The sequence below is a fragment of the Archangium sp. genome (assembly GCF_057119385.1).
Genome location: NZ_DBNGVP010000118.1, coordinates 142174 through 168885, shown reverse-complemented (window position 1 = coordinate 168885; position 26712 = coordinate 142174). Strand labels below are relative to the sequence as shown.

The window sequence follows — 26712 nt, the reverse complement described above, 5'->3', positions numbered from 1 at the left end:
TGTCCTTCCACGGCGCCCTTCTTTCAAGCGCCGTCCGGAGGGATGCCCCCTCTTTGCCTGAGATTGTCTGGACTTGCTCTCCCCCTCTTCAAAACCTCTCCTACGGACTTTGGATCAATCCTGCCCTCCCCTGCCAGGACATGCGACCGCTATGAACCCAAGGCGGAAAAAGCACCGGGCCTCTCCACGTCCGCGCTCGAGGAGGCACTCCAACTCGCTCCAACCCATGGCGAGCTGGATGTCCGGGCCTGGAAGGCCCGAAGGGGGGTCTACCTCGTTGGTGTCCTGAACAACTCGGAGCAACTTGAGCTGTTCGCGGTCTCCGTGGACGCCGATAAGCAGCCTTCCTTGCTGGCCAAGGCGGAGCAGCCCATCCGCCTCCCGGAGGGATACAACCATGAGTTCGATCTTGCTCCCTATCGGCTCACTGGAACCGAGGTGGGCTTCGGGCTCAGGCTCAGCCACGAGGAGCCCGTGCCGAACAATCAGACGGCCAGTGAAGAGGAGCTCCAGGTCTTCCGGATCCACGGCAACAAGATTGAGCGTGTGCTGAAGACGGTCGTCTATCGGAAGTACATCCGTCACGGCCCTCCCACAGTGCTCGTCAATGAAGAGGGCGTCGATCCCAGGGACTGGCAATGGGAGGACCGGTTCTGCTCGGTGATCGCCGTGACCGGGTCGAAGACGAACGGTGTCTTCAACTGGGTCAAGGTGAGCTCGGCGCAGAGCACGAAGCCCGACACGGCCAGAGATGCGAACACGGAGGTGCTTCCGGCCGTGTTGTTCCGCTGGACGGGTGAGCGTTACGAGGCCCGTAACGACGAGAAGGAATCCTATTTCTTTCGCGAAGATTGAGGGGAGAAGGCCATGGACGTCACGTACCCGCGGTTCATGCTGCCAGGGGTTGCAGTTCATGAATGCGAGTCTTTGAACACCAAGGCCGGAAGCCGCTGGGATTCCAGCAGCATCCGGCCTCGTGCTCGTACGCCCGACGTGATTCGAACCCGCGAAGCTCAGAACGTGTACTTCACCCGCGGGAAGAAGGCGAAGGTGGGGATGTTGGGCCCGATGAGGTAGCGGGCCAGGAAGTCCGCGCCCACCGAGAAGTGGTCCATCGGCGTCGCGTACTCGATGCCGATGCCCAGGCCCGCGTTCGGCGCCGTCAGCGCCGCTCCCGGGTCTCCACTTCCCACCGGCGCCGGATCCAACCGCGACAGGCCCGCCGCCACCTTCGGCATCAGGTAGAGCCGGTCCGCCAGCGGCACCATGTACGCCGCCGTCACGTCGGCGAACGCCACCGTGAAGTTGTCGGACATGCTGCACACGTTCGTGCCTGGCGTATACCCGGCGAAGCAGTTCGCCGCCGACGAGCCCAGTCCGAAGTGCACGCCCATCGAGACCTTGTCCGTCAGGTCGTACCCCACGCCCAGCTGCAGGTACGTCTGCGCGTTCGAGTAGACGTTCTCCCCGCCCAGCGTGAAGAACGTGCCGATATCGGCCTCGGTGAAGAAGCCGCGGCGGACCTCCAGCGGGACTCCTTCCGGCGGCGTCGCCGCCAGAGCGGTAGTGGGCAGCATCGCGAGCACGGCGGCCAACAGCGGCTTCTTCATATCGGAACGACCCTCACCCTGACCCTCTCCCAGAGGGAGAGGGGTTCTTGACTCGATTGGAGATACGGAGACGTGTGCGGCTACTCACCCGCGGGCGAGAACAGCCACGGGTACGTCACCGCCACCACACCGCCGCCCTTGGGCTCGGGGAACTTCCAGCGGCGGATGCGCGAGAGCATGCAGTTCTCCGCCGCCGAGCTGTTCAGCGTGGTCTCCGTCACGTTCGCCTCCGACACTCCTCCCGCCGGATCGATCGTGAAGGCCACCGCCACCTTGCCCGCGAGGCTCGGGTTCTTGTTGAGCTCGGTCTCGTAGCAGTACTTGATCTCGTTCTGGTGGCTCCGGATGATCTTCGCGATCACGTCCTTGTCGAGGCCGCCCACCACCGTGGTCTTGCCAGGAACGATCTTCGTCACCGTCTTGCCACGGCCCGACAGGTCGATGCCGCCGCCGTCACCCGGGCCGCGGCCATTGCCCTTGGTGCCCAGGCCGCCGAGCCCCAGCGCGGTACCGCCACCGCCCGTGCCCGAGCCACGTGAGCCGAGTCCGCCCACGCCCTGCGCATCCCCGAGACCCGCACCGCTCTTGAGGCCGCCCAGCGCGTTGTTGATGCCCGTGCCCAGGCCACCCGGACCGAAGACGTCGGAAGCGCCCCCCTTCAGGCCCTTCATCGCGCCCAGCAGGCCCATCCGGCCCACCACCTTGCGGTCCTGCTCGCGCTTGTTCTTGTTGACGATGTGGGTGCCCGGCTTGGAGGGATCGGCCTCGGCCTTCTTCGCCTCCTCCTTGCCGAACTTGCCTTCCTCGTCCTTGGCCTTGGCGCCTTCCTCCGCGCCCTTCTGCTCGAAGCGCCTGGTGTCGATCTGCTTCGCCGGCTGCACCAGGAACTTCGCCACCCGCTGCTGGCTCGCGAAGATGTCGTCGCTGGACGGAGCCTCGGAGCGAGGCGTGAGCAGCATGGCCGCCAGGAACGCGCCGGCCGCCAGGAAGCTGATGCCGGCGATCTTGAACCAGGTGAAGTCCGTCTCGGCCAGTGAGCTCACCGCCACGGCGGGCGATGGCTTCACGAAGCGCACCACGAAGGTGAGCGTGCCCAGCGACACCTCCGCCCGGTCATGCAGACCGAGCGTGTACGCGTGCTCCTTGCCAGACGCCGTCAGCTTGCCCTCTGCGCGCAGGCTGTCCTTCGTGCGCACGTCACCGTTGTGGGTGACGATGACGCCCGCGGACTCGGGCACGTGCAGCTCGTACAGCTCGCCGCGCCCCACCGCCAGCACGTGACGCGCTCCCACCTCGGACTCGAAGACGTGGAAGAAGTTCTTCTTCGCCTCGCCGATGGTGACCGGCACGCCGTCCCGGAAGTGCTGGATGGACATGATCTGGTCGCCCCAGAGCAGCTGCACCTGGAGGACCTTGGCGTCCTGGGTGGGCAGCGCCTCGGGCGGCAGCGGCTCGCGGATGTGTGCCGCCACGAGCGAGCGCGCCGTCCGGGCCGCCGGAGCCTGCTTGCTCCGCACCACCTGCTCGGGAGTGGCCCGGTTGCGCAGGCCCGGAGGCACCACCCGGTTGCCCACCTCCGGAGCGCGCGGCTCCGGGGCTCGAGGGTGCAGCATGGAGCCCTGCAGCCCTACCCCGCTCTCCACCTGTGCGCCCGCTGGAGGAGGCGGCGCCTCGGCGTTGCCGAAGAGCACCTCCACCCGCGAGCCACCCAGCATCAGCACGTCACCCGATGAGAGCGTCCGCGGTCCCACCACCCGCTGACCGCCCACCTGCGTGCCGCTCTCGCTGCCCAGGTCGATGGCCGTCACCGAGCCGGTGGATTCGACCTTCAACATCACGTGAAGGTTCGACACCCGTGGGTCCAGCAGTTTCACCGCCGCCTGAGCGCCCGAGCCCACGATGACGCTCTCGGCCTCGGACACGGCCTCGTGCACGGAGCCATCCGGTCCGGTGATCCTCAACCTCAATCCGTTCTTCTTCCCCGCCGCCATAGAGGATCCTTCCTCCTCCCTTCCACCCGCCATGCCCACGCCGCTCATTAGAGGTTGTCCACCGACTTCTGCAGCTCGGGATTGAAGTTGTCGCGAACCCGGATGAGGCTCTGGAAGTCCGTCTTCTTCCGGTTGAGCACGTACGAGCCCTCGGGCTTCGTGAGCTCGCCCTCCACCGCCATGTCGGTGAAGTCGATCGTCGTCTTCTTGCGAACGACGACCTTGTCCTCCTCCTGGATGACCTTCACCTGGGTCTTCGGCTCTTCCTCCGCGAGCGCCGGCCCCGCCCACAACGCCACCACCGCCACTGCCGCTGCCAGTCGTCTCATGTCAGGCCTCCTCGTCGGATGGGACAGCGGGTCCCTGATGAGGTTCCTTCCGCTTCCTTGCACGCCCTGCACCAACGCCCCGGGTGGTGGAATGCCGCGAAATCCCTGCGAAGCGCTTCCACCCGCTCCACGTGAGGCCCCAGTAAGTGGAAAAATTTTCCCACCGGAACCGGTAGGTTATTCGGCCTTCGGGGTCTCGGCCGGAGGCTCGGCCGCTGGCCCGCTCTGCTCCGGCGAGGCCGCTGCGCCATCGACTGGCGCGGCGACACCACCCTCCGCGGGAGCGGCACCTTCCGCGGGTGCGCCCTCCTGCGGCGCCGCCTCATCGGACACCTTGTCGAGCATCGAACCACTGCCTCCGACCGCGGCCGGATGGGGCGCCTTCTCCTCGGGCGCGGCTTCGGGCTGGCCACTCTTGCGCATGGCCGCGATGCCCTGGAGCTTCGAGTCGATCAGCTGCTTGTCCTGCGCGCTCGTGGAGCCCAGATCCTTGCAGCGCTGGAGGAAGCCCTCGGCCTTGTCCCAGCCGGCGCGCTCGACGGCGTAGGCCCAGCCCGCGCCACAGAGGGCCTCGGGCTGCTCCGCGCGCAGCGAGAGCACCTTCTCGAAGGCCTCGCCCGCGGCGAGCCCCTTCTTGGCGTCGCGGCCCTTTTGCCCGTCCAACGCATAGGCGTAGTAGAGCCAGGCCTCGGACGAGCCGGGCTCCAGCTCCACGGCCTTGGAGAAGGAGCGCTCGGCACCGGCGTAGTCGCGCCAGGCCAGCGCCATGGCGCCGAGGTTGAGGTAGCCGGGAGCGAAGCGCTCGTCGAGCGACACGGCCTTCTGGAACTGCGCGAGCGCGCGGGGCCGGTCCTCCAGCTTCAGGTAGATCATCCCCAGGTTGTTGTAGATGCCGGGGTCCTTCTCATCGAGCTTGCGCGCGTTGGCGAGCACCAGCTCCGCGAGCCGGTACTTCCCCTGGTCGTAGTAGACGAGCGCGAGGTTCTTGTACGCCTCGGCGTCGTCCGGGTGGCGCGCGAGCACGCGGCGGGCGGTGGCCTCGGCCTGCTCGTGCTTGCCGGCGAGCCGGTAGGCCACGGTGAGGTTGTTGAGCAGCGAGGCCTCGTGCTCGCGGCCCTTCACCTTCAGCCCGGCCTCGTAGAGGGCGATGGCCTCCTCGTACTTCTCCTGCACCCGGTACAGGCGGCCCAGGTTGAGCAGCGTGGGCACGTGGCCGGGCTCGAGGAAGCGGACCTTCTCATAGGCGGCCTGCGCGTCGGCGGGCCGGCCCTGGCGCTCGGCGATGACGCCCAGGTTGAACTGGGCATTGAGGCTCTGCGGCGCCTTGGCCACCACCTCGCGGAAGCCCTCCTCGGCCTTGGCGTAGTCCCCCGCGTCGAAGGCGGCGACGGCCTGGGCGAAGGTCTCCCGCAGGTCGCGCTCCTTCTTCGTCTCGGCGACGGGAGCGGGAGCGGGCGCCGGGGCCTCGGTGGTGGCCACCGGCACGGGCTTCACCTGCGAGGTCGTGGCGCACGCGGTGGTGAGGGCCAGCGTGGCGGCGGCGAGGGTGCGGCGGAACGCCATGAACGTACTCCCTGCGGATGCCTGCGGATGCATGTGCGTCACCTTCACGGCTGGGCCTCCCCGGAGGCGGTGGGCGGAATGGGCGCCGCGTTGCCCGCGGGAGCCGGGGTCTCAGTGGACGCCGGAGCCGGAGCCGGGGGCGCGGCGGGCTCCTGGGAAGCGGGAGTGGCCTGGCTGACCTCGGGGAGGCCGGGCTCCTTGGCCACGTCCGCGGTGACGAAGAACTCGCTGCCGCGGAAGGGAACCTGGCGCACCTGCGCATAGGCACCGGGGCGGTAGCGGTTCACCTGGTCCTGCGCGGCCAGGGTCCACTCGTTGTAGAGCGACAGCTCGTAGGCCTTGCCCAGCGCCTTCTCGAGGGCCTCGGTGGCCTTGTCCTCGAGCGGGAGCGCGAGGTTCTCCAGCTCGGCGCGGTACATGGCCGTCTGCTCCTCGTCGAGCCCGGCGGGATCCGGGGACTCGAGGATGTTGCGCGCGAAGTCCGCGTAGGCGAGGCCGATGCGGGTGAGCGCGGCGATGCCCCACTCGCCCGAGCCGGTGCCGAGCACGTCCACGTAGGCCTTCTCCAGCTTCTGGATGGACTGCTGCTTGGCGGCGAGGTCGCGCCGGATGGTGGCCACGTTCTTGAAGCGGATGTTCGTGTACCGCTGCCAGTCGTACTCCACCGCGAGGAAGCGCGCGTGGCCGTAGGCGTCGAGGAGGTCCGGCCGCTGCTTCTCCTCCTGGGACAGCCTGGCCCAGCCGCGGACGAGCTCGCCCTGCATGCGCTCGGTGTCGCGGACGTTCTTCAGCTCGCGGTAGGCGATGAGCTGCCGGTAGCGGGCCAGGTAGAGCTGGGCGGCGGTGGTGCGCGAGTCGCGCCCGTACGTCTCGGCGAAGGACTCGAAGGCACGCGCGGCCTCGGCGTGCTTGCCGTCCTTCTCGTGGACGAGGCCGATGTTGTAGGCGAGCTGCGGCACGTCCGGCCGGGCCTTGAAGCGAGCGATGTACGCGCGGTAGGCGGAGATGGCCTTGTCGGACTCGCCCACGCCCTCCCACCAGAGGCCGGCGTTGAAGAGCGCATCCGGCACCCAGGCGCTGGCCTCGGTGAGCAACTGGTGGCGCTCCTCGTCCCTGTTGGCGCGGGCCTCGCCGGCGTTCGGCGTGTCGCTGGACAGGGACTCCTTCTTGGCGTCCTTGGCCTTGGCGTCCTTGCCCTTCGAGTCCTTGCCCTTGCTGGCCACCGGCTTCGCCTTGCGAGCGGCGTCGGCGCGGGAGGCGGCGTCATGGGCGTCCACGAAGGCGGCGTACATGGCGGCGGCCTTGCGGAACTCGGCGAGCTTCTCGTAGAGGCGCGCGAGCGTGTAGCGGATCTTCGGCTCGAAGGGGCTGCCCGCGTAGTCGGTGAGGACGCGCTCGCCAGCGGCCACGCCGCGGTCGAGCTGCCCGGCCTCCTGGAAGATGACCATGGCCGAGGTGAGCGCGCGGTCCGCGTTCTCCGACCTGGGGAACTCCTTCACGTAGTCGAGGAAGAGCTCGGCGGCCTTCGCCGGGTTCTTCTCCTTCTGGTAGACGACCTCGTGGATCCACTTGTACTGCGAGCCCTCGACGACGCGGGCCACGCGGGCGGCGAACTCGGGGCTGGGCTTGAGCAGCTTCTCGTTGGCGAGGAACTGCCGCGAGAGCTTGTTGAGCTCGAGCCACTCCTCGCGGGACTCGAGCACGTACATGGTGAGGTCGGCCGCGTCACGCGAGCGCCGCTCGGCGGGGTACTTGTGGATGATCTCCCCGAAGCGCCGGGCCGCGTCCATGTAGCGGTGGCGGTCGTAGACGATGAGGGCGGCCTGGTAGCGCAGGTCGATCTCATCCGGGTTGTCCGGGTAGAGCGTGTTGTACGTGTCGCACGCGGCGACCAGGCGCTCCTCGAAGCGCGTGAGCGGCTCCTCGGCCTGAGCCGTGTCCTTCTTGGTGATGCGGCCCTTCTTCTCGACGTGGCCCTTGGACTTGTTCTCGTCGACCTTCTGGCCGTCCTTGAGATCGCTCCTGGCCAACTGGCCGCGCTCGATCTTCACGAGCTTGTCGTAGGCCATGATGGCGGCGAAGGAGGCGTTCTTGCGGTAGGTCTCGTTGGAGACCTCGCGGGCCGAGTCGCGCTCCGGAATCTTGAAGGCGACCACGGCGTCGTACTGGGCGGCGGCGGCCTCCCACTCCTCGAGGGCCCAGAGGATCTCCGCGTAGAAGAACCGCATGTTGAAGGCGGAGTCGGAGATGAACTCGGGATCATCGCTGGTGGCGAAGGTGTCCACGTACTGCTTGTAGATGTCGCGGGCGAGCCGGTACGTCTCCACCTGGCGCGTCTTCTGGGCCTCCTGGTGGTAGTCGGTGACCATGACGCGCATGGCCTCCTCGGTGACGCTGAAGGCATTGCGCAGCACGGGCTTGTTGCCGGTGTTGGCCTGCCACCACTCGCCGCCGGGCCGGTACAGCTCCACCATGCGCTTCATCTCGGCGCGCACCTGGTTGCGCTGGCGCAGGCCCTCGTAGGAGCGGACGATGGACTGCTGGTACTCGGGAGCGCCGGGGCCCTTGGGCTTGTCCTGGATCAGGACGCGGTACGTCTCGATGGCGCTGTCGTACAGGCCCACGTCCATGAGCTGGGCGGCCATCTTGGAGATCAGCCGCTCCTGGCGCTTCTCGGGGGCCTTGGCCTTGAAATAGGCGATGCCCTCCTGGCCCTTGTCCAGCTTGACGTAGAAGACGATGAGGTCGTTGAGCGACTCGGTCTTGAGGTCGCCCAGCTCCTCGCCGCGATCACCGGCGTAGTCCACCACCTCGTGCAGCTTCGCGAGGCCCTCGTCGTAGGCGCCCGCGTTGTAGTCGCACCACGCCAGCTTGTAGACGGCGTAGGCGTAGACCTTGGGCACCTTCGAGGCGCGCGCCTTCTCGTAGTAGGAGCGGGCCTCCTTGAGCTTGTTGTTGTCGAAGTAGTGGTTGCCCAGCTGGACGTAGGTGTCCGGGACGAACTGCGACTGGGGGAACTCCTCGATCAGCTGCAGGTAGCGCTTCACGGCGTCATCGCGCCGGCCGAGCTCCTGGAGGTTGTAGCCGAGGTAGAAGAGGATCTCGTCTCGCTGGGGCCAGTCCACGTAGCCGCTCAGCAGGTCCTCGTAGATGCGCATCGTCTCGGTGCGGAAGCGCTCGCTCTCGCGGTGATCCTGCTTGGGCGCCTCCAGCTTCTCGCCGCGGGCGGTGGCCGCGTCGAAGGCCTTCTCCGCCTCGAGGTAGCGGTTCATCTCCTGCTGGTAGAGGTACTTGGACTTCTCCCAGTAGAGCTCGGCGAGCCGGTAGAGCATGTCCGCCCGGCGGTGCGAGCCTTCCTGGAGCTTGGGGATCAGGCGCTTGAAGCCCTCGATGGCCTCGTCGCGCTTGCGGTCCGCGAGCCCGTCCTTCTGGGCATCGGCGATGCGCGGCGTGTTGTCCGATCCCGGACCCATGCGCGCGGGACCCATGCGGGCCGGACCCTGGCGCTCGGGCTCCCGCTCCTGGGGCGCCGTGCGCGCGGCCTCCTTGGAAGGCGTCTCCCTGGCCTCAGCCGGCTTGGAAGGGCCTTGCTTGGACGAGGCCTGCTTGCGCGCGGCCTGGGAGGACTTGCCCGAGGGCTGTGCCGCCTCCCCTGCCCCGCCCGCGGTGAGCGCCACGCCCACCGCCAGCGCACCGAAACGAAGGACCGCCTTCATGCGAGCTCCTGTGGAGGGTGCGAGGAAAAAAGAGCGCGCCCCTCCAGCTCCACGAGAAGCCGGGCCGCCCCCATCGCCTCCCTCACCACCTACCGAAAGGGACGAGGGAAAGTAGAAATGCGGTGTTGGAATGAGAAGTGCTCCACCACCCGCGTAGAGGACTTATTGTTGCTGGAGCTTCGCCGGACAGCCGCGCTTCAGCGTGTACTGGTAGTAGCCGATCTCGTCGCGCCAGAACTCGCCCTGGAACTTCCAGTAGTTCCACGCGGCGCCGGGCATCTTCGGCCGGTAGATGGACTGGGTCTTCAGGACGGCCTTCTGGTCCACGCCGGCCAGCAGCAGGTCCTTCTCGTCGAGCGCCGTCTGCACGCGGATGATCTCCGCCTGGTCCGCGAAGGTGCGCAGGTTCTGCGCGGCCTCCTGCAGGCGGCTCTTGGCGAAGCGTCCGCCGATCTGCATCAGCGTGCCCCGCACCTCCTCCAGCGAGGAGGTGAGCTCCGGCACCATGCCCGTGCCCTGCCAGTCGCTCAGGGCGGCCACCTCACGCTTCTCGGTGTCCACCTGCGCGATCATCCGCATCACGTCCTGGATGCGCTCGTTGCCGCGGATCCACAGGTAGATGGGGCGCGGCAGCCGGCGGTTCTCCGCGGCCACCAGGTTGTAGGCGCTCAGCAGGTCCACGTCCTCGCCGGAGAACGGCTCGAGCTGCTTCGCCATGGGCTCGTAGAGCTGCTCGTAGGCCTTCAGCGTGGTCTTCACCTCGTCGAAGAGGCAGCTGTAGTAGTAGACGGTCGCCTTGAGGATCCACGACTCGGGCTGGAAGGCGCCCTCGAACTGCGGGGCGTGCAGCGCCTGGAGGCTGCCGAGCGCCCCGCCGAAGTCCTCGTTCTGGAAGCGGGCGAAGCCGTTCTCGAAGAGGGCCTGATCCCAGAAGCGGGCGTAGCGCGGCACGGCCTCGTAGGAGTCGACGGCCCGAGGGTACTCGTGGCGGCCGTAGTGCAGGCGGCCGATGCCCAGCAGGGAGAGCTGCTTCACCTCGTCATGGGCGATCTGCGGCGCCTTGGCGTCCAGCGCGCCCTGGAAGGCGGCCAGGGCGGCGGCATCCAACGCGTCCGCCTCGGCGGGACGGCCCGGGAAGTGCGGATCGGCCAGCACCACGCCCAGCAGATAGCGGGCGCGGGCGTAGACGCGGCTGTCGGAGGGCACGGCCTCGAGCAGCGCGCGGGCCTCCTCGAAGCGGCCGCGGCGCTGGCGGATGGTGGCCACCTGGTACTGCACGCGCGCGAGCACCTCGCGAGGCAGCCGCACCCACTTGTCCTGCACCTCGGGCGTGTAGGCCTTGTCGAGGAGGTTGGGCACGAGGTTCTGCTCGTTGAGCTGCTGCTGCACGTCCACCAGCCCTTCGATCGCCTGGAAGTAGGACGGGTGCTGGGGGCCGGCGTTGACGATGGCCGCGTAGGAGACGAGCGCGCTGATGGGCAGCTTCTTCCGGGCATACGCCTGAGCCAGGTAGTACTCGGACCGGGCGCGCACGTCGGAGTCCTGCGCATGGGCGGCGAGCTCGAAGAAGAGCGGGGCCGCGGTGTCCAGCTTGCCCGCGTTGAAGCTCGCGAGCGCCTGGTTGTAGGCATTCATGTCCTGCGCGGAGGCCAGCGGCGCGAGGACCAGCAAGGTGGCGAGAATCAGTCGGTGCATGGCGAGGGTCTCAGAACAGGAAGGAGAAGCCGCCGTAGAAGCTCAGGTTGTTGAGCACGTCCGAGGACGGGTTGCTGACCAGGTCCTTCCCCAGGACGATGTCCTCGCGGTAGTTCTTGCGCGTCTTCGGGTCCACCCCGTCGAACTTCTTGTACTGGCAGCCGCCCGTCAGGCCGAGCTGCGAGAAGTCCTGGCCGCTGCCCCGCGCGTCCTCCAGCTTCTGGAAGTCCTGCAGGTTGCAGCCGTCCACCCGGTCCACGCGGGCGGTGTAGACGAGATCCCTCACCTCCAGGCGCAGCGCCATGGAGTCGCCGAACTGCACGCGGAAGCCACCGCCCACCGAGCCGAGGAACTTCGTCCCCGTGTCGCCGAAGCGCGCGGGCACGGTGAAGGACTCGCCGTCCACCTGGTTGGAGACCTCGGGGCGGACGAGCACGCGCGTGGAGCCGATGCCCGCGCCGCCATTGAGCACGAGGCTGAACTGCAGCAGGTGGTTGTCGTAGAAGGCGAACTTGCCGTAGAGCGGCGTCACCTCCACGCCCGCCTGCGCGCCCCACACCAGCAGCAGCGCCGAGGCCGCCTGCGCCTGCTCGCGCACCTTGTCGATGAGCTCCAGGTTGAAGAGGCTCTCGTTGGAGTACCAGTTGTACGTGCTGGAGAGCTGCAGGCCGAAGTTCTCCTGCAGGTGGTAGGTGTAGTGCAGCGCGCTGCCGGCGTGCTCGGTGAAGCGGCCATTCACCTGCGCCACCACCGGGTAGAGCGTGAACTCGTGCCGGCCCTCGTCCGCGAAGCGCTTCTTCTGCACCACGTGGACGGCCACGTTCGGGTTGTGCAGCGGCGCCCCGTTCACCAGGCGCTGCTCATTCGGATCCGCCACCGGCCGCAGCTCGGACTCTCCGGACGTGGCCAGCGGCGCGTCCTGGGGAGGCACGGGCGCCTGGGTGTCCAGGGGCTCGGGCACGGGCGGCGGAGGCGCATCCGGGGCCGGGGGCTTGAGCTCCGGCTTCACGGGGATGGGCGCCGTCTCCGAGGGCGGCGCCGGGGTCTCCTCCTGCGCGGACGCCAGCGAGGCGGACAGGAGAACGGCGAGGAACGCGGTCGGTCGCATGCGGGACGTCAGCCTCAGAAGATGAAGGAGTAGCCGAGATCGAACTGCACCAGATGCGTCAGGCCCGGGTTGGGCGCGGGCGTGCCACTCTCCCTGCCCTGCTCCCAGAGCTCGCGCTCCACGTTCACGCGGTACTCGTCCGTGAAGACCCAGTCGCGCAGCTCGAAGCGCACCGCGTGCCCGTTGGACAGGAAGAAGCGGAAGCCCACCGCCCCGGTGGCCACCGGCGCCATGCGCGTGTCCACCCGCCAGAAGGACTGCGTCGCGGTGAGGCCGTTGTTCGGATCCGTGCGGTTGTCGCAGATGCCCAGATCGCGATTCACCACCTGGGTGCACTGGATGACGGACTGGCGCCGCAACGAGGCCAGGCCGCCACCGGCCCAGAGGTAGGCCTGGAAGTGGGCCGTCTCATCCGCCAGCAGCGACAGCTTGCCGTAGATGGGAGCCCAGCGCGCGCCCACCACGCCGTGCAGATTCATCTCCCACATGTCCTCGAGCTCGTCCGTGATCTTCTTGTCCTCACGGGCGAGGAAGCTCTCGGAGATGGAGCGGGCCAGGCCCGTGTGGCGGCTGAGCGCGTACCCGGCGCGGGCCTCGAGGGCGAGCGTGTTGAAGAAGTTGTAGGCCAGGCCGGCGTTCAGGTTGTAGTGCGCGGTGAGGTACTCGCGCGCGGGCAGGCCCACCGTGAAGGACGCTTCCAGCCGCTGCTCCGGAGAGAAGAGCCGGTGGCGCACGGCGGCCGGGTCCAGCACCTGCTCCTGGGCCGAGGCGGACAGCGCCGTCAGTACCAGGGCCAGCGAAACGAAACGGGGAAGGTGGCGTGCATTCATGACCGTGTGGCTCGGACATGTGGGCACGCGATCACCCAGGAGCAAGGGACCAGGCTCACTCGGGGTGTGCTTTCGTCTACACACGGCATGCCAGCGCACGCTGGCCAACGTTTCCGGGGCCCGGAAACACGAACGCCCCGCCCGGAGGGTAGCCGGTGCGGGGCGTCGATGAACCCTGTGGCGGTGCCTGGAGTCTCGGTAGGACGATGGTCCGGCCCTCCCCCTGGCGAGGGAGGGGGCACACACAGGGGGGACGGCTTACTTGGTGCGGGCCGCCTTGTGCTGCTCGCGCAGCGCGACCTTGATGCTCGGACGGACGATGACGATGCCGTCGTTGTGGCCGGCGATGGTGCCCTTGATGAGCAGCAGGCCCTTCTCCACGTCCACGTCCACCACGGCCAGGTTCTGGGTGGTGACCTGCTCCACGCCGTAGTGACCGGGCAGCTTCTTGTTGGGGTACACGCGGCCGGGCGTCTTACGCTGACCGATGGCGCCCGGGTGACGGCGGTACTCGTGCGTGCCGCGCGTGGCCGTCTGCGAGCCCTTGAACTTCCAGCGCTTCATGACGCCCTGGAAGCCACGGCCCTTGGTCACGCCCGTGACGTCCACCAGCTGGCCCTTCGCGAACAGGTCCGCCTTCACGGCGTCGCCCACGTTGTAGCCCGCAGCGTCCTCGGGGGACACGCGGAACTCCTTCAGGTGACGGCGCAGCTGCGCGCCGCTCTTCTTGAAGAAGCCCACCTCGGCCTTGCTCAGGCTCTTCTCGCGGACCACGCCAAAGCCCAGCGTCACCGCCGAGTACTTGTCCTTCTCCGGCGTCCGCTTGCCCACGACCTGGCAGGTGTTGACGTCGACCACCGTCACCGGAACGAGGTTGCCCTCGTCGTTGAACACCTGGGTCATCCCAATCTTCTTGCCAATCAAACCCTTCACGTCGTCCTCACAGCTGCGCCCATGGCGCGAAACATCAATGATTTCAGCAACTTGCGTCCGACTTCCATTCCCCGGACGCCAGGAAGCGGCGCAATGTAGCAGCTCACCCCCTACCGTCAAGCACGGAGGGAGGGCGGTGCTTCACTGCGCGCGATCCAACCGCGGGTAGAACGGTGCGAGCTGCGCGTCCTGGATGCGCTGGGCGTACACGTCCTCGCCGAGCAGGAACAACGCCTGGTCCAGATAATCCTCCGCGGCCTGGACCTCGGTCTCCTTCTCGGCGATCGCCCGGTCGATCTCCGCCATCGCCTGGTCGACGGCCTCTTTCTGGGCGTTCATGGCGTCTTCCATGTCCAGCATGCGCTTGTGCGCCAGGATGCCGGGCGCACCGGGCTGACCGGGCTTGGGGGTGAGCGCCAGCTCGACCTGCTTCTCCAGGTCCTCCACGTCCCGCGCCAGGCGCATCATCGTGATGCGGTTCTTCTTGATGTTGTCGCGCGAGGCACCCAGCTTGGACTCGTCGGTGGTGACGAGCTCCAGGTCGGCGTGCTTCTTCTCCAGCTTCTTGAGCGCGTCCTGGGCGTAGCGCAGATCCGCCCGGCGGTTGGACAGCGACTTGCGGAGGGTCTTCGTCTGCCCCTCCACGGCATCCACCGCCTTCTTCCACTTCTTGACGATCTCCAGCTCGGCGGCCCGCTTGTCCTCGTACTGGGCGAGGGAGTCCTGCCAGGCCGCGTCCTCGTCATTCATCTGCTGCTCGAGCGCGGCCAACTCGTCCCGCCGGGCCACCAGCGCCGCCTCGGCGCGGTAGACGCGGTCCATGGTCCGGGGACAGTTGGGCTTGCCCGCCAGGCGATCTCTCGCGAGATCGCCGAGCTGGAAAATCAGATCGTTGTAGCTCTCCGCCTTGGCCATGGGCGTGTTTTACGCCCAAGGCGAGCGGGCTGTCAGCTATCGGCCGGAGCGGCGGCGGCGGAGGACAGGCTGGCCTCGGCGGCGGCCTGGGCGGCGCCCTCGGCCAGGGCGAAGAGCTCCCGGGCCCTGTCCTGTTCCTCGGTGCGGTTGAGCTCGCAGACCCAGGCGCTGGACAGGTCCGCGTGCTGGCGGGCCAGTTCGGCGGTGGACTCGTAGCGGGCGGCCGAGGCGCGGGCGAAGGCCCCCTCCCGGCGCAGCTCCATCACCGTGTCCTCATCGAGGGTGATCTCCTCGGGCGGCACGGGCAGCGGCCCGCGGCCGAGCGCCGCCAGCCGGGCCAGCAGCCTCGAGGCGTGTGCCCTACAGAAAGCGGCCAGAACCATCAGCCGCGCCCGCCCGCGGCTATCCCCGAGTCGCTCGGCCAACATCGTCATACGACGCGCCGAAACCACCTCGGACTCCCATGCCGCGGCCAGTGCTGCAGCCAAGCGGGTATGCCTTGCGCCCATCGGCCCTCCCCAGGTGCTGCCCCCAATCCCGCGAGCAAACTAGGGATGGACTCGCGCGGATTCAACCGATCGGGCCCCAAGCGCGCTCCATCAACCAATATCCGCCGGCCGCGAGGATGAGGAGCGACAGAGCACGCACCGTCCGGTGGTGCCACACGGGCCTGCGCTCCACGATCCGCACGAGCGGCAGCAGCACGGCGACGATCACGGCCTGCCCCAGCTCCACGCCGAGGTTGAAGCCGAACAGGCCCGCCACCACCGAGTCGCCCAGGCCGTAGCTCCCCAGCACGCTGGCGAAGCCGAAGCCGTGCACCAGTCCGAAAAGGAACGTCAGCAGGGCCCGGTGGCGGTGCTCGCGCAGCACCAGGTTCTCCAGGGCCACCCAGATGATGGAGACGGCGATGGCCGCCTCGACCCAGCGCGTGCGCGCGTCGTCCAGGAGGATGAAGCCCAGCGCGGTGGCCCCCAGCGTGAGGGAGTGGGCCAGGGTGAAGGCCGTCACCAGCAGCAGCACCCGCCGGAAGCTCCCCCCCACCAGCAGCAGGGCCAGCAGGAAGGCCAGGTGATCGATTCCCCCGAAGATGTGGACCAGGCCCAGCCCCACCCAGTCGAGCAGCCCCGAGGCGCGCGCACGCTCCGGTTGTCCGGGCCCGGACACTCCCTCGGATACAATGAGTGTGGGTTGGGAGGCATCCGCGAAGCGCTGTCCCTGCTCGCCCTGGACGTAGCTGCCCAGCACCACCTTGTACTGGGACGGCAGCACGGACAGCAGGGAGAAGCGCTGGCGGAGCTCGCCGGGGGCGCACTGGAAGGTGGCGTTGAGCTCCACGAAGGACGCGCGCGCCCGGGCGTTGGTGTGGGTACGGGTACAGGGCTGACCCCCGGCGCTCAGGGGCACGGCGTCCCAGATGCCCACCGCCAGCGCGGGTGCTCGCGCGTCCAGGTCCGCCTGGGTGAGCACGCCGTCCCCATCCGCGTCCGCGGGGATGAGCAGGGCGAGCGTGCCCGCCGTGAGGGTGATGCGCTCATGCACCTCCGGCCCGCCCGCCACGGGGCGCCAGAGCTGCGCATAGAGGATGTCCGCATCGTGAGCGCTCGCGCTCCCGGCCACCACCAGGAGGGCGAGCGGTAGCGCCAACCAGGCCGTCCGCCGCATCGGGGGCGCAGACTGCCCCCGGGGGCAGGCGTCCGTCTACTCCTGGATGAACTCCAGGTGGATCTGCTGCCGGCCACTCAAGCCCCCGTGCCGGGAGCCGCAGCGGGGACAGAAGAGCGGACCCTCCCAGTCCCAGAGGGCCTTCACCTCCTCGCCGCAGCACACCAGGGGGATGATCCGCAGATCATCCGCGTCCGGCGGCATGGGCCCGGGCAGGGCCTCCGGCTCCACGCTGACGAAGGTGGGCCGGGGGTTGAGCGACAGGGTGCGCGACACGTAGGCCAGCTGCTCGTAGCGCACGTGGTTGGCCCAGGCGCGCGCCATGGCCTCCACATGCGCCTGCTGGCCAGGCGTGAGCCACTCGTCCCCCGGCGCCCGGTAGCCACAGTAGAGGCACCACCAGTCCGGCACCTCGTCGAAGCTCTCGTGAGCGTTCTCGAAGGGGAAGAGCGAGGCGAGCCGCCGCTGGAGGATGCTCGCGTCATGGCGGCAGGGCCGCGTCTTGAAGTCCCGCTGGCACTGGGGACACTCGCGCCGCACGAAGCCGCTCGCGTCCCGCGGCAGCTCCAGATCGATGATCGCCGGAGCCCGCCTCATGCGAGGGCTCCCCTGCCCCGCCGCGCCAGCGCGAGGATCAGCGTCACCATGGAGAAGATCAATAGAAGGTGAACCCACCTGCCCTCGGTCGAGCCGCTGATCAGCCCGAGCGCCCACAGCACGAACAGGATCGCACTCATCGTCCAGTACACGCCGCCCACTCCTCTCCCGATGGTCTCGGAACCGTGTGCAAAGCTGGGACGCCCGGCCGGTTGCGGCAACCCCTCCTTTCGACAGTCTCACGGTGGGCAAATGGGTTCCCAGATCGGACATTTTTTCCGGTCCACCACTTCCCACCTCGGACGTCGGCCTCGTGATTCCAGGCGTTTGCCGGATGGCACGCGGGCTGCTTTGTGCGGCGGTCATCTGCCACACGGACGCGTGGCCCGTTCGGAGCGCGTGGGGAGGGTGTGTCATGCGAGGGTGGACGGTGGCGATGGTGACGGCGGGGATGTTGGTGGGGATGGAGGCGGGGGCCTTCCAGCCCTACTTCCCAGGGGAGAGCAGTCCGGAGGTGGCGGAGCTGCGCGCGAAGCTGGCGGCGCAGGAGGCCCATCTGGCCCGGCTCGAGGAGGAGGCGGTGCTCTATGAGGAGGCGGAGGCGTTGGGGATCGTGACGGCGGTGGAGGCCTCACGGCTGCCCGAGCGCCAGCAGCGGCGGCTGGCCATGGCGATCGTCCGCGAGGCCCGGCGCAACAAGATGGACCCCATGCTGGTGGTGGCGGTCATCCGCTGCGAGAGCTCCTTCAACAACTACGCGGTGTCCCACGTGGGGGCCATGGGACTGATGCAGGTGATGCCGGACACGGGCAACTACCTGGCGGACCGGGCGGGCTTCAAGCTGCAGCGCCACACCAATCTGTTCGATTCGGAACTGAACGTGGAGCTGGGCACGGCCTATCTGGCGGATCTGATCGCGCGCTTCGGCTCTCCGGAGCGGGCTCTGGTGGCGTACAACGCGGGGCCGGGGCTGGCGAAGAAGATCCTCTCCAAGAAGGACAAGCGCGATCGCTTCATGGCGGGCTATCCGGCCAAGGTGATGAAGGAGTTCCGCCGCCTGAAGGCCCAGCAGGCGCGCGAGGTGTCCCAGCGAGAAGCCCAGAAGCAAACGTCTGGCGGCCCGGGGTGATGGGTGGAGAACAGTCAGCACGACGGATCTCCGACAGTGGGCCGGTTTTTTCAGGGATGTGACTGCCTTTCCCGAGAGAACGGACGCACTGTACGCCGCCAGAGACATGCGCCGGGGTGGAAGGGTCCACCCTGGATCGGGCGTTGCGACACGCCCGGTTCCGAGGGGACGCATGCGGCATGACGGAGAGAGACGAACCATGGTAGCGGGGCTTGAGATTCAACGAGAAGAACTCGCGGGGCGGTTGACCCTGCGGCTCACCGGCACGCTGGATGGTCGCACTGCGATGGCGCTGCGCAGCTCCCTGGAGGAGCTGGAGGCGGGGGACGTGGTGGTGGACTTCACGCACCTGAAGGAGTTCCGTGACTCGGCGGTGGCGGTGCTGACCCGTCCGCTGTCGGAGCGCAAGGTGCAGGTCCGGGGGCTGGCGGGCCATCACGAGCGGATGTTCCGCTACTTCGGCCTGAGCACCGGGACGATCGCGTCGCCACGGGCGTACTACACGCCGGAAGAAGTCCTCGCCTGAGGCCTTCCCGCGGGCAAGGCAGTGCCTCGGAGTACTGAATCGCCGCTCGCCCGACGGAGGGTGGGCGGCGATTGCCTTTTCGGGCGTTGAATCCCACTCACGCCCGTTTTACATGGAGTGCGGGTTGGGGTGCACAAGCCCCCTCAACCCCAGGGGTTCAGTAGCGGCACGGCTGGAGTAGAGTGCGGGCCGCGATGAACTCCCCTGCCAGAGCCGTCAGTCCCCTTCCCTCTCCCGCCACGGCGCGGGCCGCTTTGGAGCGCGTGGCCGCCAACCTCTCCCTGGCGGTCCAGGGCAAGGACAAGGAGGTCCGCCTCGCCGTCACCTGCATGGCCGCCGGTGGGCACCTGCTCCTCGAGGACGTCCCCGGCGTGGGCAAGACGACGCTGGTGGAGGCCCTCGCCCGCTCCTTCGCCCTCTCCTTCTCCCGCGTCCAATTCACCGCGGACCTCATGCCCGCCGACATCCTCGGCGCCCAGGTCTTCCACGCCCAGACGGCCACCTTCTCCTTCCGGCCCGGCCCCCTCTTCCGCCAGCTCGTCCTCGCCGACGAGCTCAACCGCGCCCCGCCTCGCACCCAGTCCGCCCTGCTCGAGGCCATGGCCCAGGGCCAGGTGTCCCTCGACGGCGCCACCCACGCCCTGCCCCGCCCCTTCACCGTCGTGGCCACGCAGAACCCGGTGGACTTCTCCGGCACCTACCCGCTGCCGGACTCGCAGCTCGATCGCTTCCTCATGCGCTTGTCGCTGGGCCACCCGTCCCCCGAGGTGGAAGCGCGCCTGCTCACCACGCGGGATGCGTCCTCGCCCGTGGAGGCCCTCGAGGCGGTGACCTCGCCCGAGGAGCTGACGGAGCTGCGTGCCCAGGTGGCCGCCCAGCGTCTGGACGACACCGTGGCCGAGTACATCGTTCGGCTGGCCCAGGCCACGCGCTCCCATGGCGACATCGAGCGCGGCGCCTCCACCCGCGCGGTGCTCGCGCTGGGCATGGCCGCCCGCGCCTACGCCCTCTGGGAGTCGCGCGACTTCGTCACCCCCGGCGACGTGCGGGCGGTGCTCGCGCCGTGCCTCGCCCACCGGCTCCTGCTGCGCAGCGCCAACCAGGGCGCCTACACCCGTGACGAGGCGACCCACCTCATCGAAGAGGTCGCCCGGAAGGTCGTCGCGCCCCGGTGAGCACCCCGCCTCCCTCCCTCTGGCGCCGCATCAAGGCCGCCCTCCGCCCGCCGCGCACCCTCAAGGTGACGCGCATGGGACGCACCTACCTCGTCGTGACGTTCGGCGTGGGCATCGGCGCCCTCAACACCGGCAACAACCTCCTCTACCTCGTGCTGGGGTTGTTGCTGAGCGTCATCATCCTCTCCGGCGTGCTGTCCGAGCGCTGCATCAAGGATCTGACGGTGCGGCGCGTCGGCACGGACGGAGCCTTCGCGGGAGAGCCCTTCGCCTTCCGCTGGGGAATCTCCCGCCGCCAGGGCCACGCCTTCGCCCTCACCCTGTCCGAGGTGGACTCGCCCCTCACCGGCGAGGGCGGCGTGGGCTACCTGCCCGCGGGCGCCGAGCACGTGGTGCGCGCCGATCTCACCGCGCCCCGCCGTGGCCCGGTGAAGCTGACGGGCGTGCGCATCACCACCACGTGGCCGCTGGGTCTGTTCGCCAAGACGCGCGTCGTCGCGTTGGAGGGCACCCTGCTCGTCTATCCGCGGCGGGGCTTCGCCTGCGCGGATCCGGGCGAGGCCGCCGTGGGGCACGTGGGCGAGGCCAACAACCCCCACCGGATGGACGGCACCGGAGACATCGCGGGCCTGCGCGAGCTGAGCGAGCACGAGGACGCCCGGCGCGTGCATTGGTTGAAGAGCGCCTCGGTGGGCAAGCTGCTCAAGGTGGAGCGCGAGCGCGAGGAGCGCCGCACGTACATCCTCGGCGTGCAGTCCGGGCTGACGGGTGACGCGCTGGAGCAGCGCTGCGAGGAGGTGGCGGAGCAGGCCCACCGGCTGCTCGAGGCCGGCCACGAGGTGGGGCTGGAGCTGCCCCAGCAGCGGCTGCGTCCGGGCGCGGGCAGCGGGCAGGAGCGCGCCATCCTCCGGGCCCTGGCGTGGCTCGGCTTCGAGGAGCAACGGGAGGAAGCGGCATGACGCGGCCCAACCGGTTGCGCCTCATCCTGAGAGACCTGGGCACCGCGGCGGCCTTCGCCTCCATGGCCGTGTCCGGCCAGGTGCCCGCGTGGGCGCTCGGGCTCGTGCTCGTGGCGGTGCTCGTGTCGCTGATGGGCCGGCGGCCCTTCGCCCGCGCGCCCCGGCTGACGGCGATCCTCCTCGTGCCCCTGGCGGGCGCGCTCTACCTGGCCGTGGCCGCGGGGCAGATGGATCTCGTGGTGGCCGCCTGCTCCTTCGCGGGCCTCGTCGCCTCGCAGCGGCTGCTGTCGGAGACCAACCCCGCCACGGACGGACAGGTGCTGCTGGCCGGCCTGTTGATGATCGCCGGTGGCGCGGCGCTCTCCGGTGAATTGCTCTTCGCCGTGTGTCTGCTGGCCTTCGCCGTGCTGGCGAGCCTGTCGCTGGGACTCGCGGTGGTGGAGGCCGCGGTGCCCCCGGGCGAGCCCGTGCCGGTGCGCCACGTGCTGCGCCCGTTGTTCATGGGCGTGCTCATCGCCATGGCCGGCGCGGTGGCCTTCTTCGTCCTCTTCCCGCGCCTCAACTGGAACATGGGCGTGCGCCGGGCCACCCCCGGGCTCGGACCGGCCACCAGCGGCTTCTCGGACACCGTGCGCCTGGGCGGCTCGGGCACCCTCAAGAGCAACCCCCGCGTGGTGCTGCGGGCGAAGCTGACGCCGGATCCAGGCGCCCAGCGGCTCGATTCCTATTGGCTGGGCCGCACCTACGACACCTTCAACGGCCAGGAGTGGTCGACGATCGGCGCGCCCAGCAAGCGCCGCCGCACGCGCGTGACGCTGCGCCCGGGCGCGGAGAAGCAGGTGTACCAGCGGATCGAGCTGCTGCCCGCCTATGGCGCCCGCACGCTGATCGCCTTGGAGACACCGGCCAAGCTGGGCAACGCCCTCATGCACACGCCCACCGGCGACCGGCGCATGCAGCTGCAGGAGCTGGGCGGCGACGAGCTGCGCTTCGTGGAGGAGGGGCTCGGGTACTCGTACGAGGTGTACAGCGTGCCCCCGGGCGTGGACACGGATCCGGGCAAGCTGGATCAGAAGGAGATGGATCAGCTCCTGGCCCTGCCCGAGAAGATCGATCCACGCATCGAGGAGCTGGCGCACCAGGTGGTGGGCAACGAGACGGATCCACTGGCCGCGGCCCAGAAGCTCTCCAGCTGGCTGCAGCGCGAGTACACGTACACGCTGGAGCTGGGCGGGGACGTGGCGGATCCGCTGATGGAGTTCCTCTTCGTGCGCAAGGCGGGCCACTGCGAGCACTTCGCCACGGCGCTCACGCTGATGCTGCGCACCCAGGGCTTCGAGGCCCGGCTCGCCACGGGCTTCTTCGGCGGCGAGCGCGTGGGAGACGAGTACCTCGTGCGCGCCGGAGATGCCCACGCGTGGACGCACGTGCTGGTGCCCGGGCGTGGCTTCGTCACGGTGGACGCCACGCCCGCCGCGTACCGCGCCAACCAGTCGCTGGAGCTGCTGGAGTCACTCGTCTCCCTCTACGAGGCCATCGAGGGCATGTGGCGTACGTCCGTCGTCGACTACTCGTTCCGCGACCAGATGAACTTCCTGCGGGACATGTCGCGTCCGCCGCGCAACGAGCCGGGCAAGGAGCGGACCCAGCTGCCACCGCTGCGCGCCTGGCTGACGGCGGCCCTGGCCGGCGCGGCCGTCTACTGGACATGGAGGTACCTGTCGCGGCGCAAGGCCCGGGCCCCGGTGCTCGAGGCCACGCGCTTCGTGGACTCGGTGGAGCGCCAACTGTCGTCGGCGGGCGTGCGAGCACGGGACGGCGAGACGCTCGAGGACGTGTCGGCGCGGCTCACCCGGGAGGCGCACCCGCTGGCCCCGGCGGTGTCGCCGCTCACGCGCCGCTACCTCGAGGCCCGCTTCGGCCAGCGTCCGCTGCGGCCCGGTGAGTCGGCCCGGCTCCTCAAGGAGCTGAAGCACAGCGTCGAGGTGCACAAGCAGCAGCAGCAGACCCCGCGCGCCCGGGCGTCCTGAGGCGGAGAGCGCCCGTCCACCCGCCTGCTCTCCGGCGGGGCACGAGGGCTTCTCCGGCCAGCGGCAAGGGGCCTCCTTATTACCCGTTGGGACGAAGGGGACGATGACAGTCCCCCGTCTCCCCTGCCCCGCAGTTCACTTGCGGACGGGGGCTCAGGAGGTCATTTGAGAATCGAGGCGCATTCTTTTCAGCCCCTCTCGCCCGGTGGAAGCGGACCGGCGCTGTAACGCTTACGGACTTCCGTCCACCGTCGTGCGCTCGCATCGGCCAAGTATGCGTTGCGACTGGCGAATTCCCGCGTGAGGCCGTGGCACACCCGTTGCTCTAGCCACCCTCCATCAGGTTGTCACGCGGTTCCAAATCACTTCTCACCGGCCCCGGCACGGGGTCACTCGGGAGAAACCATGCAGCTCTCTACTGAGCAGTCGTCCAACTCGGGCTCGCTGGCCATGTACCTGTCGGAGATCAACCAGTACGCCCTGCTCTCGGTAGAAGAGGAGCAGGCCCTGGCCCGCCGGTTCATCAAGGGCGACCTCGCCGCGGGCCACCGGCTGGTGACGAGCAACCTGCGCTTCGTGGTGAAGGTGGCCTACGAGTACCGCTCCTACGGCATCAAGATGTCCGACCTCATCCAGGAGGGGAACATCGGCTTGATGAAGGCGGTGCAGAAGTTCGACCCGGACAAGGGCATCCGCCTCATCTCCTACGCGGTGTGGTGGATCCGCGCGTACATCCAGAACTACATCCTCAAGAGCTGGTCGCTGGTGAAGCTCGGGACGACGCAGGCCCAGCGCAAGCTGTTCTTCAGTCTGGCGCGCACGCGCCGCGAGCTGGAGAAGCTCGGGGACGCGGACGGCTCGGTGGTGAACGTGGATGACATCGCCAAGCGGCTGCACGTGAAGCCCGGCGAGGTGCGCGAGATGGAGCAGCGCATGGGCGGCCGGGACTTGTCGCTGGACGCGCCGATGGGCGAGGACGGGGGCAACAGCCACGTGGACTTCGTGGTGAGCGCGAGCGCGCCGCAGGACGACGAGTTCGCGGACAAGGAGGAGGCGGGCCTCATCAACGCCCGGGTGCGCACGGCGCTGATGCGGCTGGATCCGCGCGAGCGCTTCATCATCGAGCAGCGCGTGATGAACGAGCGCCCCATGACGCTCAAGGAGCTGGGCGAGCACTTCGGCTTCTCGCGCGAGCGCGCCCGCCAGCTGGAGATCCGCGCCAAGGACAAGCTCAAGGCCGAGCTGGCCGCGCTGATGGCCGAGGTGGATCCGGACACCGCCGCGTCCATGCAGTAGCGCCAGAGGGGACCCGAGAGGATCCCCGGTGAAGCACCCGAGGCGTCTCCACCGTTCGCGGTGGGGGCGCCTTCGTGTTTTCAGGGCCGCACATGGGTGGCGAGCGTCGATGCAGGGGCCCGCCCGTCTGCTAGAAGGGCCGCTTCCCTCGCAGTGAGGAGCGCTCCCTTGTCCCACGGCCAACCGCCGATCTCCGAGGATCGCGTCCCCGTCGCCCAGGCGGCCACGCCCCTGGTCCACCAACCCTACGTGCCGGCCACCGAGTCGCGGCCGGAGCTGACGCTGCGCGGCCTGGCGCTCGGCTCGGTGCTGGGCATCGTGTTCGGGGCGTCGTCGGTGTACCTGGCGGTGAAGGTGGGCCTGACGGTGTCCGCCTCCATTCCGGTGGCGGTGCTGTCCATCGCCATCTTCCGGGCACTGGGCCGCTCCAACATCCTGGAGAACACCATCGTGCAGACGGTGGGCTCGGCCGGCGAGTCGCTCGCCTTCGGAGTGGCCGCGGCGCTGCCCGCGCTGCTGCTGCTGGGCTACGACATCGATCTGATGCACGCCTTCCTGGTGGCGTCGCTGGGCGGCGTGCTGGGCGTGCTGATGATGATTCCGCTGCGCGAGGGCCTCATCGTCCACGAGCACGGCAAGCTCACCTACCCCGAGGGTACCGCCGCGGCGGACGTGCTCGTCGTGGGCGAGGAGGGCGGGACGAACGCCCGGACGGTGGTGCTCGGCTTCGGGGTGGGAGGGCTCTACAAGTTCGCCTACGCGGGCCTGCACCTCTTCAAGGAGGTGGTGGGCACGGCGTTGAGCTGGGTGAAGACGACGGCGGCCGGGGTGGCGCAGCGGGCGGGCTACACGGGCGGCTCGGTGTCCATGGAGGTGAGCCCGGAGCTGCTCGGCGTGGGCTACATCATCGGCCCCCAGGTGGCGTCCATCACCTTCGCGGGCGGCGTGCTCAGCTACCTCATCCTGATTCCGCTCATCACCTTCTTCGGCAGTGGGCTCGAGCAACCGCTGCTGCGGCCGGATGGCACGCTCATCCGGGACATGGATCCGGACACGGTGCGGGACGCGTACGTGCTGTACATCGGCGCGGGCGCGGTGGCCACGGGAGGGCTCATCAGCCTCATCCGCTCGCTGCCCACCATCCTCAATGCCTTCCGGCGCGGGCTGGACACCTTCCTGGCCTCGCGGCGCAAGGAGGCGGGACCCGTGCTGCTGCGCACCGAGCAGGACCTGCCCATCACCGTGGTGCTGGCGGGCAGCGCGCTGCTCGTGCTGACCATCTGGCTGGCGCCGCCGCTGCAGGTCAACCTCGTCTCCGCGTTGCTCATCGTCGTGTGCGGCTTCTTCTTCGTGACGGTGAGCGCGCGAATCACGGGAGAGATCGGCTCCTCGTCCAATCCCATCTCCGGCATGGTGGTGGCCACGCTGCTGCTCACGTGCCTCGTGTACCTGATGCTGGGGTGGACGAGCGCCGAGGATCGCTTCATGGCGCTCACCACGGCGGCCATCGTGGGCATCGCGGCTTCCAACGGCGGCACCACGGCGCAGGACTTGAAGACGGCCTTCCTGGTGGGTGGCACGCCACGGCGGCAGCAGATCGCCCTCTTCGTGGGAGTGCTCACCAGCTCGCTGCTCATCGGACTGGTGCTGGTGGTGCTCAACCGGGGCGCCACCACCATCATCCCGGAGACACACCCGGGCCAGACGGTGAGCGTGGTGGGCGATAAGACACGCACGCAGCACACGTACCCGTGGAGCGTGTCGGAGCAGGCGCTGGCGGCGAGGGGCGTGAAGCTGGCCGAGCTGAAGGGCCCCTTGTGGAAGCAGGGCCTCGAGGTGGCGCAGGGACTGGGAGGCGCTCCCGAGCTGCGAAGCTGGAACGCGCAGCCGGTGGAACGGGTAGCGGCCACGGAGGTGCGGCTGGCGTCGGGACAGACGGTGAAGGTGTCGGAGCTCGGCACGGTGACGCCGGGCCCCGAGCGCACCTGGCGCGTGGGTTACGTGCGAGGCGCGGACACGCCGGTGCCCACGGGCACGTACCTGGTGGATGAGGCGGGAGCCATCCACTACGTGGTGGACCCGGGCATCGGCGGCCGCATCACCAGCTACGAGGGTGTTCAACTCACCCGCTACCCCGCGCCCAAGGCACAGCTCTTCGCTCTCATCATCGACGGCATCCTCACGCAGAAGCTGCCGTGGGATCTGGTGCTGGTGGGCGCCTTCATCGCACTGATGTTGGAGCTGTGCGGCGTGTCGTCGCTGCCCTTCTCGGTGGGCGTGTACCTGCCCATCTCCAGCACCGCGCCCATCTTCGTGGGCGGCATGGTGCGCTACGTGGTGGACAAGGTGCGCGGGGGCACCGCCGCCGAGTCCGAGTTCTCCCCCGGCACCCTGCTCTCCTCGGGCTACATCGCGGGAGGAGCCATCGCGGGCGTGCTCATCGCCTTCCTGGAGATCGCCAGCGATGGCGCCTGGACGCGCGCCATCGACATTCCGGGGCTGCTCGGCGACACACCGTTCTCACGCGTCCTGCAGGAGTCCAACCTGTGGGGCCTGGGCTTCTTCGCCGTGCTCACCGTCCTGCTGCTCTTCACGGGCCTCAAGGGCGAGAGCGGCGCGCAGGCCCGGCCCGCGAAGTAGCGCGC

At 68.9% G+C, this 26712-nt stretch carries 22 protein-coding genes; 8 read left to right on the top strand and 14 right to left on the bottom strand.

Annotated elements, in window-relative coordinates; all coding sequences use genetic code 11:
• Nucleotides 1-855, top strand: an 855-nt coding sequence (locus tag AC16DP_RS29195) for a hypothetical protein (protein WP_483956894.1), incomplete at its 5' end; no start/stop codon positions are given.
• 158 nt (nt 856-1013) lie between these two features.
• Here AC16DP_RS29195 and cglE read toward each other — a convergent pair.
• The 14 genes from cglE to AC16DP_RS29125 all read right to left on the bottom strand — a co-directional run bounded on the left by cglE (nt 1014) and on the right by AC16DP_RS29125 (nt 17104).
• Nucleotides 1014-1610: an adventurous gliding motility protein CglE gene (cglE, locus tag AC16DP_RS29190; protein ID WP_329726496.1), complete on the bottom strand. Its 597-nt coding sequence runs from the start codon at nt 1608-1610 to the stop codon at nt 1014-1016.
• Between the two features lie 80 nt (nt 1611-1690).
• Nucleotides 1691-3601, bottom strand: coding sequence for an AgmX/PglI C-terminal domain-containing protein (locus tag AC16DP_RS29185; protein ID WP_329726495.1), 1911 nt, complete (start codon nt 3599-3601; stop codon nt 1691-1693).
• 47 nt (nt 3602-3648) lie between these two features.
• Nucleotides 3649-3930 (bottom strand): hypothetical protein, encoded by a 282-nt coding sequence (locus AC16DP_RS29180; protein ID WP_324949738.1) that lies wholly within the window; start codon nt 3928-3930, stop codon nt 3649-3651.
• A 177-nt stretch (nt 3931-4107) separates the two neighbouring features.
• On the bottom strand, nt 4108-5493 hold the full coding sequence (locus AC16DP_RS29175) for a tetratricopeptide repeat protein (RefSeq protein ID WP_329726494.1): 1386 nt from the start codon (nt 5491-5493) through the stop codon (nt 4108-4110).
• A 44-nt stretch (nt 5494-5537) separates the two neighbouring features.
• Complete coding sequence (locus tag AC16DP_RS29170) at nt 5538-9209, bottom strand: tetratricopeptide repeat protein (RefSeq protein ID WP_329726493.1); 3672 nt, start codon at nt 9207-9209, stop codon at nt 5538-5540.
• Nucleotides 9210-9371: 162 nt separating this feature from the next.
• Nucleotides 9372-10904: a tetratricopeptide repeat protein gene (locus tag AC16DP_RS29165; protein WP_329726492.1), complete on the bottom strand. Its 1533-nt coding sequence runs from the start codon at nt 10902-10904 to the stop codon at nt 9372-9374.
• Nucleotides 10905-10914: 10 nt separating this feature from the next.
• Nucleotides 10915-12012, bottom strand: coding sequence for an outer membrane beta-barrel domain-containing protein (locus tag AC16DP_RS29160; RefSeq protein WP_329726491.1), 1098 nt, complete (start codon nt 12010-12012; stop codon nt 10915-10917).
• A 14-nt stretch (nt 12013-12026) separates the two neighbouring features.
• Nucleotides 12027-12842: an outer membrane beta-barrel domain-containing protein gene (locus AC16DP_RS29155; protein WP_329726490.1), complete on the bottom strand. Its 816-nt coding sequence runs from the start codon at nt 12840-12842 to the stop codon at nt 12027-12029.
• A gap of 258 nt (nt 12843-13100) precedes the next feature.
• The gene (gene rplC / locus AC16DP_RS29150; protein WP_414640674.1) at nt 13101-13745 is read right to left on the bottom strand and encodes a 50S ribosomal protein L3; all 645 of its coding nucleotides are present in this window, start codon (nt 13743-13745) and stop codon (nt 13101-13103) included.
• A 171-nt stretch (nt 13746-13916) separates the two neighbouring features.
• A complete protein-coding gene (locus AC16DP_RS29145) occupies nt 13917-14690 on the bottom strand; it encodes a hypothetical protein (RefSeq protein WP_329726488.1) in 774 nt (257 codons plus the stop codon).
• Between the two features lie 32 nt (nt 14691-14722).
• On the bottom strand, nt 14723-15124 hold the full coding sequence (locus AC16DP_RS29140) for a hypothetical protein (protein ID WP_329726487.1): 402 nt from the start codon (nt 15122-15124) through the stop codon (nt 14723-14725).
• 136 nt (nt 15125-15260) lie between these two features.
• Entirely contained in the window at nt 15261-16337 is a 1077-nt protein-coding gene (locus AC16DP_RS29135; protein ID WP_329726486.1) for a HupE/UreJ family protein, read from the bottom strand.
• A 54-nt stretch (nt 16338-16391) separates the two neighbouring features.
• Complete coding sequence (locus AC16DP_RS29130) at nt 16392-16952, bottom strand: hypothetical protein (protein ID WP_329726485.1); 561 nt, start codon at nt 16950-16952, stop codon at nt 16392-16394.
• Nucleotides 16949-17104 (bottom strand): lmo0937 family membrane protein, encoded by a 156-nt coding sequence (locus tag AC16DP_RS29125; RefSeq protein ID WP_329726484.1) that lies wholly within the window; start codon nt 17102-17104, stop codon nt 16949-16951. The genes AC16DP_RS29130 and AC16DP_RS29125 overlap by 4 nt, the downstream gene beginning before the upstream one ends.
• 263 nt (nt 17105-17367) lie before the next feature.
• On the opposite strand from AC16DP_RS29125, the gene AC16DP_RS29120 reads away from it, so the two are divergent.
• From AC16DP_RS29120 to AC16DP_RS29090, 7 genes are all read left to right on the top strand, one after another.
• Complete coding sequence (locus tag AC16DP_RS29120) at nt 17368-18081, top strand: lytic transglycosylase domain-containing protein (protein ID WP_329726483.1); 714 nt, start codon at nt 17368-17370, stop codon at nt 18079-18081.
• Nucleotides 18082-18280: 199 nt separating this feature from the next.
• Complete coding sequence (locus AC16DP_RS29115) at nt 18281-18607, top strand: STAS domain-containing protein (protein ID WP_329726482.1); 327 nt, start codon at nt 18281-18283, stop codon at nt 18605-18607.
• Nucleotides 18608-18801: 194 nt separating this feature from the next.
• Nucleotides 18802-19782: an AAA family ATPase gene (locus tag AC16DP_RS29110; RefSeq protein ID WP_329726481.1), complete on the top strand. Its 981-nt coding sequence runs from the start codon at nt 18802-18804 to the stop codon at nt 19780-19782.
• Between the two features lie 74 nt (nt 19783-19856).
• Nucleotides 19857-20741 carry a DUF58 domain-containing protein gene (locus AC16DP_RS29105; protein WP_329726499.1) on the top strand — a complete coding sequence of 295 codons (885 nt, stop codon included), beginning with the start codon at nt 19857-19859 and terminating at the stop codon, nt 20739-20741.
• A complete protein-coding gene (locus AC16DP_RS29100; protein ID WP_329726480.1) occupies nt 20738-22771 on the top strand; it encodes a transglutaminase TgpA family protein in 2034 nt (677 codons plus the stop codon). Before AC16DP_RS29105 ends, AC16DP_RS29100 begins: the two co-directional genes overlap by 4 nt.
• A gap of 405 nt (nt 22772-23176) precedes the next feature.
• Nucleotides 23177-24067, top strand: a complete 891-nt coding sequence (locus tag AC16DP_RS29095; RefSeq protein WP_329726479.1) for an RNA polymerase factor sigma-32 — start codon at nt 23177-23179, stop codon at nt 24065-24067.
• A gap of 168 nt (nt 24068-24235) precedes the next feature.
• Entirely contained in the window at nt 24236-26707 is a 2472-nt protein-coding gene (locus tag AC16DP_RS29090) for an OPT family oligopeptide transporter (protein WP_329726478.1), read from the top strand.
• Nucleotides 26708-26712 lie beyond the last annotated feature (5 nt).